The following is a 17726-nucleotide window of genomic DNA, read 5'->3' on the forward strand; positions in this document are numbered from 1 at the left end:
TGCCCTGGATAACGGAGACAAGACGACATGACCACCGGTTCGCCCAGCAACACCTTTCGCGGCACGCGCCGCCGCCTCGCCACTGCCCTTGCGGCCTGCGCAGCCCTCGCCTTCGGGGCCACCGCCACCACGCAGGCCCTTGCCGCCGACGCGCCCTACCCCACCAAGGCGGTGCGGCTGCTCGTCAACTTTCCGGCGGGCGGGCCCATCGATATCCTCGCCCGCGCGCTGGCCGACGCGCTGCAGAAGGACCTGAAGCAGCCCTTCATCGTCGACAACCGCCCCGGCGCGGGCGGCAACATCGGCGCCGACCTGGTCGCCAAGAGCCCGGCCGACGGCTACACCGTGCTGCTGGGCATCGACAGCACCTTCACCATCAACCCGCACCTGTACGCCTCGATGCCCTTCGCGGCCAAGGACCTCAAGCCGCTGATGATCTTCAGCTCCTCGGGCCTGGCCTTCGGCGTGGCGCAGGGCGTGAAGGCGAAGACGCTGCCCGAGTTCATCACCCAGGCCAAGGCCGAGCCCGCCACCTTCAGCTCGGCCGGCAACGGCAGCCCGGGCCACATCGCCGCCGAGATCTTCGCCAGCGACACGGGCGCGAAGATCACCCACGTGCCCTACAAGGGCAACGCGCCCGCCGTGCTGGCGCTGATGGGCGACGAGGTGCAGGCCGGCATCCTCGCCACGCCGGGCCTGCTGCCGCAGGTGCAGGCGGGCAAGCTGCGTGCCCTGGCCGTGACCGGCAAGCAACGCTCGCCGCTGCTGCCCCAGGTGCCCACCGTGGGCGAGCTGGGCTTGAAGGGCCTGGAATTCGAAGTGCTCTACGTCTCGATGCTGCCCGCCGGCACTCCCGAGCCTGTGGCGCAAACGCTGCGTGCCTCGCTGCAAAAGGCGATGGCGCTGCCCGAGATCAAGGCTCGCATCGCCTCGCTCGACATGGTGCCGCTGGGAGAAACCGGCACCGCTGCCAGCGAGCACCTGGCCGCCAGCCAGGCGCGCTACGGCCGCATCGTGAAGGCCACCGGCATGAAGGTCGACTGACCGGGCAGATGAAAGGAAAGAGCAGCAGGAAGGGTAAGTCCGGTAAATGGTTGATTTGATCAATCGAGCGCGGCCTCTTCAGAATCGTCCGCAACTGCGGATCCCGCGGCCATACTCGATTGCCATCGATAGCCATCGCCTGAACGACGAAGACAAGGACCTGCCCACCATGCTGCCGACCCGATCCCTCTCCATCACCCGACGCCTTGCCGGCATGCTGGCCATTGCCGGCATTGCAACGGCTTTCGCCACCAGCGCGGCGGCCGCCGAGGTCAAGTTCGACACGCCCCTGCGCATCGTCGTCGGCTACGCCCCCGGCGGCGCCACCGACCGCGTGGCGCGCATCGTGGGCGACAAGCTCACCTCCCGCCTGGGCGTGCCCGTGGTGGTCGACAACAAGCCCGGCGCGGGCGGCCGCCTCGCGGCGCAGCAGGTGAAGACCACGCCCGCCAGCCAGAACGTGCTGATGCTCGCCAACCCCGCCGTGATGATCGTGGCGCCGCTGGTCTTCAAGGACAACAACTACGACCCCGACCGCGACTTCGTGCCCGTGTCGTACGTCAACGACTACAACTTCGCGCTCGCCGTGTCGCCCACCCTGCCCGTGCGCGAGCTGAACCACCTGCTGGCCTGGATGCGCGCCAACCCCAACCAGGCCAACGTGGGCGTGCCGGCCACCGGCAGCCTGCCGCACTTCTTCGGCCTCATGGTCGGCGAGAAGGCCAAGGTGCAGACCCAGGTGATCGGCTACCGCGGCTCGGCCCCGCTGCTGAACGACCTGGTCGGCGGGCAAGTGCCCATCGCGGTGGACACCGAAGACGTGGTCTTGCCGCAGCACACCGCCGGCAAGGTCCGCATCCTCGCCATTTCGGGCACCAAGCGCTCGCCCTTCGTGCCCGACGTGCCCACCTTCAAGGAAGCCGGCCTCGACCTCGCCGCCACCGGCTGGAACACCTTCTTCGCCCCGGCCACCATGCCGAAGGAAAAGGTCGAGCGCCTCGCCACCGTGATCCGCGAAGTCATGCAGGACCCGGACACCCAGCGCAAGTTCAAGGACTCGGGCATGACGCCCGTGGTGAGCACCCAGGCGCAGACCGCCGCGATGCTCAAGGCCTACCGCACCCAGTGGGCGCCCGTCGTCCAGAAATCGGGCTACCAGCCCTGACCCCCTACGAGCAATAAATAAAGAACCAAGCGAGAGAGCCCAAGAGAGAGACATGGCAAGACCCAACATCATCTTCATCGTCGCCGACGACCTCGGCTATGCCGACCTCGGCTGCTACGGCGGCCGCGACGCTGCGTTCGGCCCCGTTTCGCCCGTGCTCGACGGCCTGGCCGCCAACGGCCTGAAGCTCACGCAGGGCTACTCGAACTCGCCCGTGTGCTCGCCCACGCGCTTCGGCATGATCACCGGCCGCTACCAGTACCGCCTGCGCGGCGCGGCCGAGGAGCCCATCAACAGCCGCAGCCGTGGCAGCACCACCCTGGGCCTGCCCACCGACCACCCCACCCTGCCCTCGCTGCTGAAGGCCAGCGGCTACCAGACCGCCCTCATCGGCAAATGGCACCTGGGCTACCCGCCCACCTTCGGCCCGCTGCGCTCGGGGTACGACGAGTTCTTCGGCCCCATGTCGGGCGGCGTCGACTACTTCACCCACTGCGACTCCACCGGCCGCCACGACCTGTGGTTCGGCGAGGAAGACAAGCAGGAAGACGGCTACCTCACCGACATCCTCTCGAAGCGCGCCGTCGACTACGTCGAGCGCATGTCAGAGCTTCAGAAGAAAGAGGACGACGCCCCCTTCTTCCTGAGCCTGCACTACACCGCCCCCCACTGGCCCTGGGAAACCCGCGACGACGCGGCCAAGGCGCCGAACATCAAGGACAACCTGTTCGACCTGGCCGGCGGCAACATCAACGTGTACCGCCGCATGATCCATCACATGGACGAAGGCATCGGCTGGATCATGGACTCGCTGAAGAAGCACGGCATGGCCGACAACACCCTGGTCGTGTTCACCAGCGACAACGGCGGCGAACGCTTCTCCGACAACTGGCCGTTGGTCGGCGGCAAGATGGACCTGACCGAAGGCGGCATCCGCGTGCCATGGATCGCCCACTGGCCCGCAGTGATCGCCAAGGGCGGCGAGAGCACCCAGCTGTGCATGACCATGGACTGGTCGGCCACCATGCTCGACGCAGCCGGCGTGGCCGCGCACCCCGACTACCCGCTGGACGGCGTCTCGCTGATGCCCGTGCTCAAGGACGCATCGAAGAGCTTCCGCCGCCCGCTGCACTGGCGCATGAACCATCGCGGGCAAGAGGCCCTGCGCGACGGCGACTGGAAGTACCTGAAGGTCGATGGCAACGAGTACCTGTTCAACATCCCCGGGGACGAACGCGAGCGTGCGAACCTGGCGAAGAAGGAGCCGGAGAGGCTGGCTGCGATGCGGGCGGATTGGCAGGCCTGGAATGCGACCATGCCGGCGATTCCGGAGGATGCGACTGTGAGTCTGGGGTACTCGGTCAAGGACATGCCGCAGAGGTAAGCAATCGGCGACGGCAGGGCTCCCTGCCGTCATGCCCTTCGCTCATTCAGTGACGCTGCGCAGCGTCACTGCTACGGCAGCGGAACACTGCCGGGTGGCTGAAGCGGATAAGACGCCAGCACCTCGTGCCACACCGGCCGCGTCTTCAGCCACGAGCGCACGAACAGAAACTCGCGCACCGGCCACCGAACCGGCGGCATGGCCGGCGCCGCAGCCCCCGATGCCTTGCGGGCGATGGTGATGTGCGGCGCCCAGTCGTCATGCCGGCCCGACAGCCACGGCGCGAGCTGACGCACCACGGCTTGCTGCAACCGGTCGAGCGCGGAGTGCGGCTGCGGGCGCACGATGGCGATGCCGTTGTGGGCCCAGACGCCGGACCAGTCCAGCAGCAGATCGAAGCCCTCTTCCATGCGCAGCTCGCCCAATGCCTGCCGGATGCCTTCGACGGCGGCATCGCCCTGCGGCGAGATGTGGCACAGCGTCATGTGCAACCGGTTCGGCTTCGGGAGACTCGGCTTGGGCTGCGTGCGCCAGACCCACTGCGCACGATGCTCGGCGATGGCTGCCTGCACCGCCTCGTCGGGCTTGAGCCAGGCGTAGAGCATGGGCATTTCCAGGCGCGCGCGGCGCACGGCATCGGCGGGGGTGAAGGGGTCGATGTCCATGGTGGGGGTCATTGGATACTAGGTGGCAGCGCCGTGCTTGCCCGCCCTGCATTCGACACGAGTCGAATGCACCATCGTCAACTCTTATACAGCACCAGCGCCAGAGTTGCGACGGCTCCCGGCACGGCCATTACTTTCAGAAAGCCATGCGCAACGGCGATAGAACACACCTAATGCGGACGACAACGAGTGCCTATTCAACATCCCCGGCGACGGGCGCGAGCGAGCGCATCTGGCGAAGAAGAAGCTGAGGAGGCTGGCTACGATGCGGGCGTATTGGACAATTTGGATTCGACTATGCCGGCTACTCCGAAGGACATGACTCTGAGTTTGGGACTCGATAAAGGTATGTCGAAGACGTAAGAACCACGTCCGAGCTACGCACCGTTCGAGAGAGACTGGACACGCGTTACCCGAAGGTCACTCTGCCACCATTAGATCAGCCGTGCCTGCAGCCAACACTTCGGCCTGTGCAGCTGCAAGCCGCTCCTGATAGAAGTTTTCCACCGACATTGGAGCATCATCAAGATACCCACTCTGCTCTGCTTTAATCACTAGCGCCTGATATAAAAGCTTCACAGAGCTCAACATGAACTCAGTCTCAGGGTAAATGCGAGCGCCTACGTCATCAAGATGGGCGACATGCTTGTCGCGATAGGCCTTAACTACTTTTAAGCTTTTCTTGAACTGCTCTGGCGTCGTTGCTAGGCCTTCAAAAAGATCTTGCCGAAAACTTGGAAGGAGACATCGCTTCCAGTGATGTTTTCCGTCGCGCTCGGCAAATAGCTTGCACCATTCGAGGACAGCAATGTCGAGGAAGTTGCCGTTCGCACGCACCCAAAAGTCCCGCCCTATTCGTAGATTCTTCGGCTCCTCTTGTGTCCATCCGGCCCTGTAGCCAGCAATGTTTCCGATGCAATACAAGCAGAGAAGCGCTGTCCGTCGGGCACATTTTTGCTCTTGCATTTCATCTCCTACATATAGTTTTCACAACACCGTCCATCTCTCGCCCCGCAACTACGTCGATAGGGTTGAATCGACTATCGTGCGATAGACATCCGCGAAGTACGACGGATAGGCAGCCAAGACGCGAGCAATTTTTTCTTTCTCGCGAACCACTTTTCTGCGGGCTTGACTAGGGAAGACGACCTCTTCATCTAGGCATTTCACCAACGCCTGAGCGACCACTCGCTCTGAGAAGCCGATCTCAAAAAGGGAAATGGCGGTAGCCGATGGCAACCCGTATTTGAGCCGCTTTTGTAGTTTCTCAATAGATCGGACAAGGCCATCTCGTATGTTCTGGGAAAATTCCATCTGCTCAATCGCCGCAGAGGCTGCTGCGAGAAGCAACCCAAACTCATATCCGAAAGCTTGCTCACACAAGCCAATCACCATGTCGATGGTGAAGTTTCGCCTCTTTTCTCCATAAGGAAAGCTTGCTTCTAACCTCGAGAGAGTCAGTAGCAACTCGCTGTAGGGCTTACCAGCAATCCATCCCTTCGCCATATCCTGAATGGCCTTCGGAGGATCTGTGTCGTGCAGACGACTCTCTCGAGTTAGCTCTATCAGCAATGGCCAAAGTAGGTCAAGAATGTCTTCGTCCGTTTCCGAAATCTCTAGTTCGAAGCGCTTTTCTTCGAGCCATTCATCAATTCGACGAGCCTTTGCAAGGCCAAGAAGTGTCTTTCCATAGCGCGCCTGAACTGCAACATCCGATACCTGAGACTCGATCCTCTTTGCAATCAAGTCAAATAGCTCGACGAGCGCTTGGCGCTCCTCCTCAGTTGCGAGCGAGTAAGCGAAAGTCTCCTCAGCTAGGTCGCGAGCAGTCGCGTAGAAGCTCTCCGAGTCATCGGTCGCTCGGTACGCCATTAGGAAGCTCTCGATCGCAGCAAGCACCTCTTCCTTGCTCTCGATTTGCGCGTGTAGTGACTTCGTTGAGAATTTTTCGTTACGCAGACGAGTTGAAAGAGAATCGAAAGACGCTTTCAGCGCCGTCGGATCTCTTACCAACTGCCTCACGACGTCGAACCTTGAAGGACCGGCTAGCTCTCGCCACCCTCGATCATTCATCAAAGGAGCGAGCACCTCCCTCAGCGAACTCCCCGTAGGCTCGGAGCTTTCGGGCTCTAGCAGCCGAGTGACCTCTTCCCATTTGCGAATACCTAACGTCCGTTTACGCTTGTCGAATAGGTCCGGTCCTGTAAAAACCACAGTACCTTCCCCGTGCATACCAGCACGACCTGCACGTCCCATCAGATTGTGAAAGTCGCGTGCACGAATCTCATCTTCACCCTGCCATGTACTTGTGATGAATAGGTAGCGAATAGGAAGATTCACCCCTTGTGCAAGGGTGGACGTGCAAACTACCAAGCGTAGAAGGTTGGCCCTCATCCCGTATTCGATCGCCAATCGAATCCCATGCGGCGTGTTTCCGTGATGGGCGAATATGCCCAAAGCGGCTGCTTTCGTGAGATAGGACTCGTCACCGAAGTTCGCGGAGTACATGGTCCGCATCTTCTCGATCTCATCGGGCGCGGAATACGTTGCAGGTGGAGTCTGTGAAGACCCCCTTTCGAACACCTCCTTCACCGACTCTCGCACAAGCGCTGCGGCAGAGCGCTTGGTTCCACAGAAGATAGCGGCAGCGCCATTCGGGAGAACACGGAGCGAAAGATAGAGGGCGATCGGGCCGCTCTTGCGCGAGGGGAATATCCTTTGCTTTGTCTCCCTTCCACGGGCAGGCAGAACTTCGAGAGTGATAACCCGTGGAACGAAAAAGTCTTGAGCGTCCGCACTTCGTCGCGTGAAATGCAGCTGACCGTCGCCTTTTTCACTTCGCCAGCTTACAAACGCGACCAGTCTATCGGTCTGAATTTGAGAGTTCGCAACAACATGCTCTGGAGCATCAAGGAGCCAGCTCGCGAGTGCTGGTGCGTTGCGAATCACTGCAGAGATCAGGACCGACTGCGATTCCTTGGGAAGCAATCGCTTGATGGACGTCAATAGAAGCTCGTACGTCACACCTCGACTGCCTGTATCGAATTGGTGCCCTTCGTCGTAGACGATGAGGCCGACCTGCCCGATGAGGAGTGGACTCTGTCGAAGGATGTACAGAAGCTTTTCCGGAGTGAGTATGACCACACTTGGATTGGCATCGAACGTCCCATCGAAGAACGGGGAGAGTTCAGCCACGAAGTCTGGCTGCAACGCGTCACTTACCTGATTCACTTGATATCGGTCTGGAACGAAGGCATCTCGAAGCGACGAAGCGATCTCTTGGCACAGGGCTCGAAATGGTGCGACAACAATTGCGAGCTTCGTGCGTTTGGCCAGAAAAGTGGAACGGATGACAAGCTCAGTCGCTCGTGATTTGCCTGCGCTAGTCGGCATTTGCACTACGGCAGATTGTCCTGAGTAGAGCCCTGCAACGCCCATCATCTGCTGTGAAGGCCACATCTCTTGGACAGCGGTAGCGCGCTGGAGGTAGGGAGCCCAAATGGCACGCTCCAATCCACTGTATGTGGGCAGCAAGTTCCACGCAGACCGCTCCATCCGGTAAAGTGAGACAGCACCAAGCAGATCTGAGAACAAGAGTTCGTGCGGCGTACCAACTGCGTAAGCCCAGCTTCTTATGGCTCGAACTTGCGACGCAAGTGTTTCACTGATGCCATCCCTAAAGTGCTGAGCAAGCGAAACTAGAAGGGCCTTTGCAAGAGGGTGCGAATCAATGCCCGGTACTAATTCGCTCCAAGGTTTTCCCAATGCCCAATGCAGCGCCGCTGCAAGCGGATCAGCAGCCTGGGAAAACTGGCTAATTCCTTTTGCAACCACCACAGAATCGCCCGGCCTACCTGCAAGATAGTGGCCCGCCGAACTAAGAAGACGGATAACGTGTTCTATACTGCCGTTCGTCCGTGCCTCCACGAATGCATGAAGGGCTTTGGCAGCAAACTGGACATCAGACGAATCCGTCATTTCAGTCTTTATGAGCGAGCCAACTGCGTTATCGACTTTCTCAGCGGCGTAGTCGCCTATGGTCCCAATGGCAAGCGGGAATTGATCTTCGAGGTCAAGACCTTCTGGAAGGTCAATGTGATCTTCTACAGGAATGCGATATTCATACATCTTCCCCTTGGATAGGGTTATTGCAGCAGCACGTCGTGCCTGTTCGCTAGGCCTCATTGGCAGCTCTTTCGTAGAGCGAATGAACGAAGCTCATCAGAGTCGCCGCATGGACGACGATTAGCATGATGTTTTCTTGATTGGGGTGCTGCGAGCAGTCTGTGGCTCGAATCAAATCTTCATCGAGAACACTTGAGCAGAAGGTTGCCGCCGCGCCAGTGTGTTCAAGGTAAGGACGTTCTAGAGGATCTTGAAACCTTGCAATCCGCTTGGCGTCTGCAACCCGGTCCTCCTGTAGAAGTCGTCGTTTTGCAGCCACCAGAGACTCACTTTTCCTCAGCGCATCCTTCACTGAGTCGTTGACCGCGTCTTGCAACCTAGATCGGGGCTTTTTGCCGCTCAATTGCCCCTTTGCTTCACAGACTAAAAGCACGTCCTGCGGACTCCATCCCTTGGCAACACGACTCACAAACCTTAAGCCGAGAATGTCGCTGCCACGGGGTGATTCGTCCCGGACAGCCTTGCCAGAATGTCGGGTGCGAGGGACCCAATATCCGTACTGGTGCTCCAGCATATCCGAAACCAATATCTCAACAAAATCGCCTGAACGCACAGCCGGCCCGAGTTTGCTGGTCGGGGATGGAAAGACGTGCTCCAAGAGAAAATCCCTTCTTGATTTACCAGTTCCGTCCCTTAAGAGATCGAGTTGCGAGTCGAGGCAATACTGTTGACGAAAATGCTGCGCCCACAACGACAAGGTAGCTTCGCTCGCCGAGTGCAGCTGAAGTTCGAAGACATCGATTCTTCTGCCGTCCTTCGACAAGACACCCTTCTTGGTTTTTTTCAAGACGGTGAGATGAGGAAACTTTTTGAACTCCATCCGGGGGGCGTATCCCTGCTGATTTTGCAACGAACGTTCCGCAGCAAATCTAGGGATTGAGCTTCTTGGTGGCGCGACTCTGTGACAGCCGATTTGCAGAACGGCTCATCATGAGACGATCTTTCATCCCACAGCGATCTAGCGACCGTTTTGCGATCTTGTCAACAACCAGATTGCCAAGCCTCTCAACGCCTAATTCCATGTGCTTTCCAAGCAATCGCGGCACGAACGCTTGCTACTTTCCAAGCGATTCTCAGCCTCTCCAACCTTTATGGTCCTCAACTGCACTACGGTAGCGAGAGTAGAAGATCCTGAGCATCCCTACTTTGTGGGATGCTCAGTTGACACCGTCTTACACGCTGGTGCCCCCTTCACTGACCTCCAACAACATCTCTGCCTCCCGAGCCAGATCAGAAGCAATCCAGAGCATGTTGTCCCGATGCTTCTCCCCCGCTTCCTCGAACCACCCGTTGCCGTCGCCATAACAGCACCAAAGCAGCGAGTTCAGCTGCGCCAGTTTGATTTCGAGTAGTTCCCTCGCCTCGTCGGGCGTCGGGGTGGGCGCCGTGGGCTTGGTGCTGGTGCCGCGCGTAGTGTTGTTACTGCTGCTGCGGCGGGAAGATTTGGGCGTGGGACGCCCGGCCATAATTCGCGTAGCCATTTGGTGTGCTGTCTTTCGAAAGTTAGTGCACGTCATGTGGTCAGACGGCCAGGGTGTTCACGCACCCTGGCCGTCGCCTTTTGTGCCTCACGTTCGCACCAGTGCACCGAGGAGCACCGGCAACCCGCCGTGAGGTAGGCGGTTCATCAGGTCAGTGGGTCAGCTGTTGGGGGAGCTCCTTTCACGATCGGTGGTCGTCGCCCACAAGGCGGGGCGTCCTGCGACAGGGGCATTCACTTTAGAGAAGCGAAGCCGCGCAAGAGAAAAGATTTCGTCGAGGATTTCTCGAATCGGCGGGATATCTGCCGGGGTGCTGTGGCGGGACACAAAGCTCTGACAGTTGGAGGCTGAAGGCAGTCTCGTTCGCTGGTCAGCACAGCCCTGGATCACTATCGTCGCGAGCATGAGCAAACTGGAATGGATTGAAGTGCCTGGCGCGTCGCTTGCGGTCGAGCACCAGGCAGACGATGGCGCCACCGGCATGCCTGTTCTTTTTCTGCACGCCAACGTTGCGGACCGGCGCATGTGGCACGGTCAATGGAGCGCGCTGACGTCGGCGCACCCGGTGGCGAGCTACGACCGGCGGGGCTTCGGCGATTCGCGCACGTTGCATCCGACGCCTCATTCCAATGTGGCCGATCTCTGGGCGGTGATGGATTCGCTGGGCTACGACAAGGCTGTGCTGGTCGGCTGCTCACTGGGAGGCCGAGTTGCCATCGATGCCACGTTGGCCCGGCCCGACCGGGTAAGCGGACTCGTTGTTGTTGCGCCGGGCGTGAGCGGCGCACCCGCCCCGCAGCATGGCGAGCCGGTGAAGGCGATCATGGACGCGATCAGCGCTGCCGAGGCGCTGGGCGATCTGGATGCGAAAAGCGAGCTTCAGGCGCGCCTGTGGCTGGACGGCCCCTTGAGCCCGGCAGGCCGAGTGGGAGGCGACGCGCGCCAGCTCTTCCTGTCGATGAACGGCAAGGCCTTGCGAGCCGCCCACCCCGGTGCGGCAACCGAGGAGCCTTCAGCCTGGGAGCGCGTGGAAGCGATCCGGGCACCTACGCTCGTGCTGTGGGGCGATCTCGACCTGCCGCTCCTGCAGGAGCGATGCAGCCTGCTGGCGCAGCGCATACCCGGGGCCGAGAGCTTCGTACTTCAGGGCACTGCGCACCTGCCTGCGCTCGAGGCGCCACAGCAGTTCAACCCGGTGCTGGGGCGGTATCTCGAAGGCTTGTGAACGAGTGGCCTGGAGGCGCTATCGAGACAAAGCCAGAGACGATGCGCCGATCCCCCCGGTCGCCACCGTCGGCACGGACATGGGAGTCAAGGCTCCTGTGTTTGCATCGATGGTGTAGGCAGATACATCCTTGGAATTGGAGTTCGTGACGTAGGCAAAGCGGCCCGTGGGGTCCAGGGCGATGGCGACGGGGGAAACCCGTGCGGCCACCTTCGGAACGACCATTGGCGTCAAGGCGCCGGTGCTGGTATCGATGTTGTAGGCCGACACGTTGTTTTCGATCGTATTCGCCACATAGGCAAAGCGGCCGGTGGAGTCCACGGCGACGGAGCGGGGAGCCACCCCCGTGGCGACTGTTGCCATCGGGGTCAGGAGGCCGGAGCCTGCATCGATGGAATAGGCCGACACGGTGTTGTCGTCCGAGTTCGTCACGTACGCAAACCGGCCCAAGGGATCCAGGGCAATTGCACTGGGGCTGTTCCCTGTGGTCACCGTCGGCACTGCCAGCGGGCTCAAGGCGCCGGAGCTTTCATCGATGGAAAAGGCCGACACGGTGTTGTTGCCTCGATTCGTCACGTAGGCAAAACGGCCCAAGGAGTCCAAGGCAATGGAGCTGGGAATGAACCCCACTGACACCGGTGGCACGGTCATCGGGGTCAAGTTGCCGGTGCTGGCATCGATGATGTAGCCCGACACCTTGTCGATACCCTGATTCACCACGTAGACAAAACGGCCCGTGGGGTCCACGACGATGGACAGGGGCGCAGACGCTGTCGTAATCGTTGCGACCGGAGCCAGGAAGCCGGTGCCTGCGCCAATGGAATAGGCCGACACGGTGTTGTCACCTCGATTCGCCACGTAGGCGAAGCGGCCAGCGGGATCCACGGTGATGGCCATTGGGGTGCTCCCTGTCCCCGACATGGGCGCGGCCATCGATCCCAACACGCCAGTGCTGGTGTCGACGGTGTAGGGAAACAGGTTGTTGGACCCTGCATTCGTCGCATAGGCGAAGCGCACCGGGGGCGCAGCACAGACGACGTCCACGTTGACGACGGCCGCATCCGCGACCGTGCCGGTGCCATTGCTGACGGTGCAGGTTCTGGTCAGGATTCTGGATTGGCTCTTGACCGTGACCGCGTAACCCGCGCCGCTGGCGAGTTCGTTGGCGAAGCTGAAGCTGCCGTCGGCTGCGATGGCCAGGTCGTCGCCAACGTTGTTCTGCAGCACAAGGCCCGTGCCGAGCAAGCCCCTGACCTTGCCGCTCACCTTGTAGGTTGGCGCGGGTCCTGTGGGTGCGGGTGCCGGTGTTTCTGGCAATGCGGCAGGAGCCGGAGCGGGTGCCGGGGCTGTGGTTGTCATCGGGAAAGCTGCGACAAAGCCACCGCTGTTTCCGCCCCCGCCGCAGGCGGCCACGCCGACGATCATCAAGCCGCCCAGCGCGGCCCGGCTCAGGCGGGCCGGCCGAGAACTCCACAAGGACTGCACGCTATCCGCCGGCATGGGCAAAAAGCACCGGCGCTGATTGAAAGAGTCATGGGACAGCAGAGGCGCGGACATGTGTGTGATTTGCTTGAACATCGGAACCTGCACGAGGCGTTTCCAAGTGTGTCAAGCCCTCACCAATTGCGCCATACCCGAAAACTGGTAGACGGCTCTTGAAAAAGAGTCCGGCCCAGCTCAGTGAAATTCCTGGCTAGCTCCTATTTGTAATGAAGCATTGAATTCAAGGCCGCATCGCACTTGGCCCTGATTTCAAATATTGCCTGCGTCTGCGTCTTCGTTTTCTTCGCTTCGATGACAAAAGAAATTGCGGCACGCATTGCGGCTTGGTATCGGGCCAGGAACGCCTCCGACTCGTTCTCGGGTAGTGACACCATGTACGCGCAGAACTCTCGATCCGCGATGAATCTGTCGAGTGGAGTCGCAGTTGCCGAAGATGCGATCGAAGTCCAGAAAAATCCGACACCAAGGATCACCGCTTTATTGATCATTCATCACCGTTTTCAAGAGCCAACATGGCTGCAAGCTTTCGCGGGGAATCCTATTTGACGTGTATCGGCGCAGGCAAACAAATAGTCCTTATGAGGCGAATAACGACTCGTGATCGAGCCTTTCAGCGGATGATTTCAGAAATTTTTGGCTCACGTAAACTGATCTTTCATGTATCAGCAGCCAGCTGCCGGGAAGAAGACAAATGCAACGGGACGACAAATCAAACCCGGCACCGCGCTCAGGTGCGGACAACGAGCTTGCGGATCGCAAAGACATGCTCAGGGGCCGCCTGCTCGCGCCCGAGTTGCTGCGCGCCTTTGTCGCAGTGGTCGAGTGCAACGGCTACACGCCCGCAGCGCGTTACCTGCATCGCACTCAAGCGGCAATCAGCCAGCAGATCGCGCGACTCGAAGACTGCATCGGCTTCGACCTGTTCGAGAAGCCCAAGCGGCAGTTGCAGCTGACGGAGCAAGGCAAGGTGCTGCTCGACTACGCGCGTCGCCTGCTGGCCTTGAACAACGAGACCATGGAGAAGCTGCGGCCCGGCGTCGTCAGCGGCAAGGTCCGGATGGGCGCGACGAATTTCTACGCCACCAGGGTGCTTCCTTCGCTGCTGGCCGAGTTCGCCGACATCTATCCGGCCATTCACGTCGACCTCGAAGTCGGCGTGGCAGACGAGATGCAGCGAAAGCTTGGGCCGGCATTCGACCTCACGATCAACGCCTTCCGCGGAGGCGAAGGAAACGGCGTGCTGCTGCGCAAGGACCCGGTGGTCTGGGCGGTTTCGAGAAAAGCGGCGCCCCATCTCAAGCAGCCCGTTCCGTTGGCATTGCTTCCGCAGGGTTCGCTTCTCAGGCGATGGGCGGAAGAGACGCTGAGGGCCGCAGGTAAGCGCTGGGTGGTCGTGCAGGAGAGTTCGAGCGTGGAAGTGCTGAGAGCTTCCGTCCTGGCCGGGCTGGCAGTTGGAGTCTTCCAGGAAGCGACGATCAGCGAGGTGCCGGAAATACGCAGCCTGGGGCCGGAAGATGGCTTTCCTGCGCTGCCGTCTTCCGAGATGTGGCTGGAGCGTGCGAATCGCGAACTGCCACGAGCCGCGAAGTGTCTGTACGAGTTCTTGTTGGAGCAGTTGCCTCCATGGGAGTAGCGGGGGCGCATCTGACTGCGCTCGAGGCACCCAAGCAGTTCAGCGCGCTGCTGGGGCGGTATCTCGGCCGGCAAAGCCTCAGAACCGGATGACCCACTCCCCCCGCAGATACCGGTACTGATAGCTCGGCCCCGCAAACGTCGTGCTGCGGCTGTACCCCGCACCGAAGCGGAACACATGCGCGCCTCTCACGGGGCTTTGCAGGCTCACGTCGAGCAGCCTCGTGGGCTGGCTCATGTCGTGGTTGATGGTCTCGTTGCCGAGACCTGCGGTCACGGAGGCGGTCCATCCCTGGAAGCGGTGGCGCCAGCCGATGGCGAACATCGACTCGCTGTAGCTCGTGGGGTTGAAGTAGGCCCTGTCGACGTCGTCGTGGGTGCTTCGGTATGTGCGGTAGCGCGCCTGCAGCGTGAGCCCGAGGTCGAGCGAGGGCTGGTAGATGAGCCGCAGGCGTCCGTGGTCTCGCCGGTTGCCGTCTGAAAAGTACTGCTGCGCGACGAGGCCTACCAGGGTGACGTGGTCGCCCAGGCGCTGGTCGGCCGCGACGCCGACGAACGTGAAGTCGATTCCCCGGTCGAGCGACTTCGGGGTTTCGACCCAGTCGCGCGTCACGAGGAATTCGACTGCCGTGCTCTTGGTGGGCGATATGCGGTAGCTGCCGTCGAGCGTGAGCAGCGTGTGGCCGCCCTGCTCGAACACGCCGGCTTCCATGGAGCCGCCGTCGGCCGTTCGGGTTTCTATGTCGCGGGCGAGGAAGGTGAGCTTCTGGCCGCTTCTTTTCCAGCTGTCCTGCTTGTATCGGTAGTCGCCGAGCCTGAAGCCGAGGAAGCGGTCGGCATTCTCAAAGGCCGGAAAGAATTCGACGGACACGCGGCGCGACTGGAAATGATCGCTGTCGTTGGTCAGGTAGAACTCGGGGCCGAAGGCCATGGTCTTGGGCTTTTCTTCCTCTTGCGCCTTGCAGGGGGCGGCGGCAAGCAGTGCGAGCGCCGGAATGAAGGCAAGGGCCGCGGCCGGGTGTCGTGTCATCGGTTTCATCGATGCCTGGGTCATTTGGTGCCCCAGGACTTGGGCCTTTTGAAGAGTTCGTCCAGATATCCGAGAACGCTGGCCGGCTGAAGAATCAGGCTGTAGAGCAGCACGTAGATGAAGAAGCCCTGGAAATTCTTTCGCACGACGAGTCCGGTTTGCTTGAACATCCGGCGCTCGATGGAAAACATGAGCAGGCTCAATGCGAATGCGGCCGGTATGAGCGCAAGGGTCATCGGGCCGACGATCCAGAAATAGCCGAAGAGCGCGAGCACCAGCCCCGGAATGAATCCGATGGTGTAGGCCAGGTCGAGCCACGGAAAAAGCAGGTTCCAGTAGATGAAGAAGGTCGAAAGCCGGGGCTGCAGAAGAATGCCCGGGTGCTTGGCGAAAGCCTCCGTCATGCCGCGCGCCCAGCGCTGGCGCTGCTTCACCAGTTGGCGGATGCTGGTGGGCACGTTGGTGAAGAGGCAGGCGTCTTCGCAATGGCCGATGCGGTAGCCGGCCTTCAGCAGCGCCCAGGTGAGCACGATGTCTTCACCCACGCACTCGGGCCAGCCGCCGACCTCCTCGAGCGCGTCGCGGTCATACAGGGAGAACGCGCCCTGCGCCACCAGCGTGCCCTGGAAGAGCGACTGCACGCGCTTGATGGCCGCGATGCCGTGGAAGTAGTCCCACTCCTGGCAGCGGGTGATCCAGTTGTAGCGCGAGTTGCGCACCAGGATCTTTCCGGCAACGGCACGCGTATTGGGCGGGTCGGAGCGGTAGCGCTCGACGATGCTGGTGAGCGCGCCCTTGTAGAGGAATGAATCGGCATCGACGGTGATGACGACCTCGTGCAGCACCTGCTTGAAGCCGATGTTCAAGGCACGCGCCTTGCCGCCGTTCTGCTTCAAATCGACGAAGGTGATCCACGGATATCGGGTGCGGGCGCCCTCGACGACGGTGGCGGTGCCGTCCTTGGAGCCGTCGTTGATCACGATGACCTGCAATTCGCCCGGGTAGTTCTGCCGCTCGATGCTGACGAGGGTTTCCTCGATGGAGGCTTCCTCGTTGTAGGCGGCAATCAGGATGGATATCGGGGGATAGACGGAGAGCGCGGTATGCGGCGGCCTTTTGTCCAGAAGCAGGCTGATGGCCAGGAATGCATTCATGAATCCTGGAACGATGGCAATGCCATAGACCAGGAAAACAGCCAGCACGATGCCGATATGACCTTTCAAATCGGCCATCCAGGCCTGCGCGGCCCAGATCGAAAAGGCAACCCATGCCGCAGAGCCAATCAACGCTATTAGGAACTTACCTGACACGGGCAGGTAGATCATCGAATGCTGCGTCTTTCGGCTGCTCTCGTTCATATCGCCTTTTGACAGTTCCGCGAAATGTAATCTTCCGCGAAGGCGATGAATAGTCTCGTTACCCCTTTGAGACATGTTTGCAACAGTCGCGCATTGGCCTGCGCGAGGGCTATTTACGAGGGGTCGTAGCCAGGAGCCGAGTTGATTTCGTTCGGCTTGTAGATCTTGTGCTGCGCCATTCCGGTGCCGGCATCTGTTACCACCAGCAGGCGCCACAGCGGCTCGCGCACGGAGCAATCGCTTTCTTCCTTGCTGAGCTTGAAGCTGGGCACGCCGGGCGCGGTGCCCTTGACGGTCACGCGCAGCAGGGTCTGGCCCTTGGCGTTGGAGACTTCGAGGTCGAAGCCCTTGCCGGTCATGTTCTCGGCCTTGTAGCCGTAGCCGGTGAAGTGCTTGACGACGTATTCGAGCGCGGCGGCCTGCACGGCTTCGGGCGAGGCCTTGTCGTCGTCGGCGGCCTTGGCGGCGGCGGAGAGTTTCTGCGGAATGTTGCCGCGTTCCCTGGCGGCCTGCACTTCGGCTTCGCCCGGCTCCCAGCCGCGCGGGCCGCGCACGAGCACGGCGAGTTTCTGTTCGGGTTCCCAGCTAGCCACGTGCCATTCGTCGTCGTCGCGCACGCGGGTGGACACCTTGGCGTCCTTGTTGCTCTCGACTTCGAGAATGGCGATGCGGTTGGTCTGCACCACTGCGCGGAAGCCGCTGCCGGCGTCGTAGCTGCGCTTGAGCAGCGCAAGCCTGTCCTTGGCGCGCTGCAGCTGCTGGGCGTTGCGCTCGCCGCCGCCGGCGCGGTGGTGGACGTCGAGCGATTCAAGGTAGAACCAGCGGCCGTTGGCCGACACGTTGACCCATTCGGCCCAGATGGTGGCGATGACGTTGTCGCCGGTGGCCAGCCATGCGTGCTCGAATGGTTTGTCGCGCGCGTCGAACACACCCATCTTGGCGACGATCTCGACCGGCGTGAGCCGCGGGCCCTTGAGCCGCATCTCGTCGATCACAGTGAGTACGCGGGGGTCGACTTCCTTGTCCATTCAGTGGAATTCTGCTGAGTTTGAGG

15 protein-coding genes are annotated in these 17726 nt (G+C 60.9%); 6 read left to right on the plus strand and 9 right to left on the minus strand.

Features of this window, described 5'->3' with window-relative positions:
* Positions 1–27: 27 nt before the first annotated feature.
* From AC1VNX_RS21805 to AC1VNX_RS21815, 3 genes are all read left to right on the plus strand, one after another.
* Positions 28–1044 carry a Bug family tripartite tricarboxylate transporter substrate binding protein gene (locus AC1VNX_RS21805; protein WP_483159331.1) on the plus strand — a complete coding sequence of 339 codons (1017 nt, stop codon included), beginning with the start codon at positions 28–30 and terminating at the stop codon, positions 1042–1044.
* 169 nt (positions 1045–1213) lie between these two features.
* Entirely contained in the window at positions 1214–2209 is a 996-nt protein-coding gene (locus AC1VNX_RS21810; RefSeq protein ID WP_483159333.1) for a Bug family tripartite tricarboxylate transporter substrate binding protein, read from the plus strand.
* Between the two features lie 52 nt (positions 2210–2261).
* Positions 2262–3593 (plus strand): sulfatase family protein, encoded by a 1332-nt coding sequence (locus AC1VNX_RS21815; RefSeq protein ID WP_483159335.1) that lies wholly within the window; start codon positions 2262–2264, stop codon positions 3591–3593.
* Between the two features lie 71 nt (positions 3594–3664).
* Here AC1VNX_RS21815 and AC1VNX_RS21820 read toward each other — a convergent pair whose 3' ends face one another.
* From AC1VNX_RS21820 to AC1VNX_RS21840, 5 genes are all read right to left on the minus strand, one after another.
* Positions 3665–4270 carry a 2'-5' RNA ligase family protein gene (locus tag AC1VNX_RS21820; protein ID WP_483159337.1) on the minus strand — a complete coding sequence of 202 codons (606 nt, stop codon included), beginning with the start codon at positions 4268–4270 and terminating at the stop codon, positions 3665–3667.
* Between the two features lie 408 nt (positions 4271–4678).
* Positions 4679–5224 (minus strand): hypothetical protein, encoded by a 546-nt coding sequence (locus tag AC1VNX_RS21825; RefSeq protein ID WP_483159339.1) that lies wholly within the window; start codon positions 5222–5224, stop codon positions 4679–4681.
* A gap of 51 nt (positions 5225–5275) precedes the next feature.
* Positions 5276–8386 (minus strand): DEAD/DEAH box helicase, encoded by a 3111-nt coding sequence (locus AC1VNX_RS21830; RefSeq protein ID WP_483159341.1) that lies wholly within the window; start codon positions 8384–8386, stop codon positions 5276–5278.
* Between the two features lie 46 nt (positions 8387–8432).
* The gene (locus AC1VNX_RS21835) at positions 8433–9293 is read right to left on the minus strand and encodes a Hachiman antiphage defense system protein HamA (RefSeq protein WP_483159343.1); all 861 of its coding nucleotides are present in this window, start codon (positions 9291–9293) and stop codon (positions 8433–8435) included.
* 322 nt (positions 9294–9615) lie between these two features.
* Positions 9616–9924: a hypothetical protein gene (locus tag AC1VNX_RS21840; protein ID WP_483159345.1), complete on the minus strand. Its 309-nt coding sequence runs from the start codon at positions 9922–9924 to the stop codon at positions 9616–9618.
* Positions 9925–10327: 403 nt separating this feature from the next.
* Between AC1VNX_RS21840 and AC1VNX_RS21845 the strand changes: the two genes are divergently transcribed.
* Positions 10328–11149, plus strand: a complete 822-nt coding sequence (locus tag AC1VNX_RS21845; RefSeq protein ID WP_483159347.1) for an alpha/beta fold hydrolase — start codon at positions 10328–10330, stop codon at positions 11147–11149.
* Between the two features lie 18 nt (positions 11150–11167).
* On the opposite strand, the gene AC1VNX_RS21850 is transcribed toward AC1VNX_RS21845, so the two are convergent.
* Entirely contained in the window at positions 11168–12706 is a 1539-nt protein-coding gene (locus tag AC1VNX_RS21850; protein WP_483159349.1) for a lactonase family protein, read from the minus strand.
* A 183-nt stretch (positions 12707–12889) separates the two neighbouring features.
* Between AC1VNX_RS21850 and AC1VNX_RS21855 the strand changes: the two genes are divergently transcribed.
* A complete protein-coding gene (locus tag AC1VNX_RS21855) occupies positions 12890–13198 on the plus strand; it encodes a hypothetical protein (RefSeq protein WP_483159351.1) in 309 nt (102 codons plus the stop codon).
* A gap of 145 nt (positions 13199–13343) precedes the next feature.
* Positions 13344–14285, plus strand: a complete 942-nt coding sequence (locus AC1VNX_RS21860) for a LysR substrate-binding domain-containing protein (protein WP_483159353.1) — start codon at positions 13344–13346, stop codon at positions 14283–14285.
* Between the two features lie 78 nt (positions 14286–14363).
* On the opposite strand, the gene AC1VNX_RS21865 is transcribed toward AC1VNX_RS21860, so the two are convergent.
* From AC1VNX_RS21865 to AC1VNX_RS21875, 3 genes are all read right to left on the minus strand, one after another.
* A complete protein-coding gene (locus AC1VNX_RS21865) occupies positions 14364–15314 on the minus strand; it encodes a hypothetical protein (protein ID WP_483159355.1) in 951 nt (316 codons plus the stop codon).
* Positions 15315–15334: 20 nt separating this feature from the next.
* On the minus strand, positions 15335–16672 hold the full coding sequence (locus AC1VNX_RS21870; protein WP_483159357.1) for a glycosyltransferase family 2 protein: 1338 nt from the start codon (positions 16670–16672) through the stop codon (positions 15335–15337).
* Positions 16673–16785: 113 nt separating this feature from the next.
* Complete coding sequence (locus tag AC1VNX_RS21875) at positions 16786–17700, minus strand: protein NO VEIN domain-containing protein (protein WP_483159359.1); 915 nt, start codon at positions 17698–17700, stop codon at positions 16786–16788.
* Positions 17701–17726 lie beyond the last annotated feature (26 nt).

Source organism: Variovorax sp. TLI9-5A (assembly GCF_056867935.1).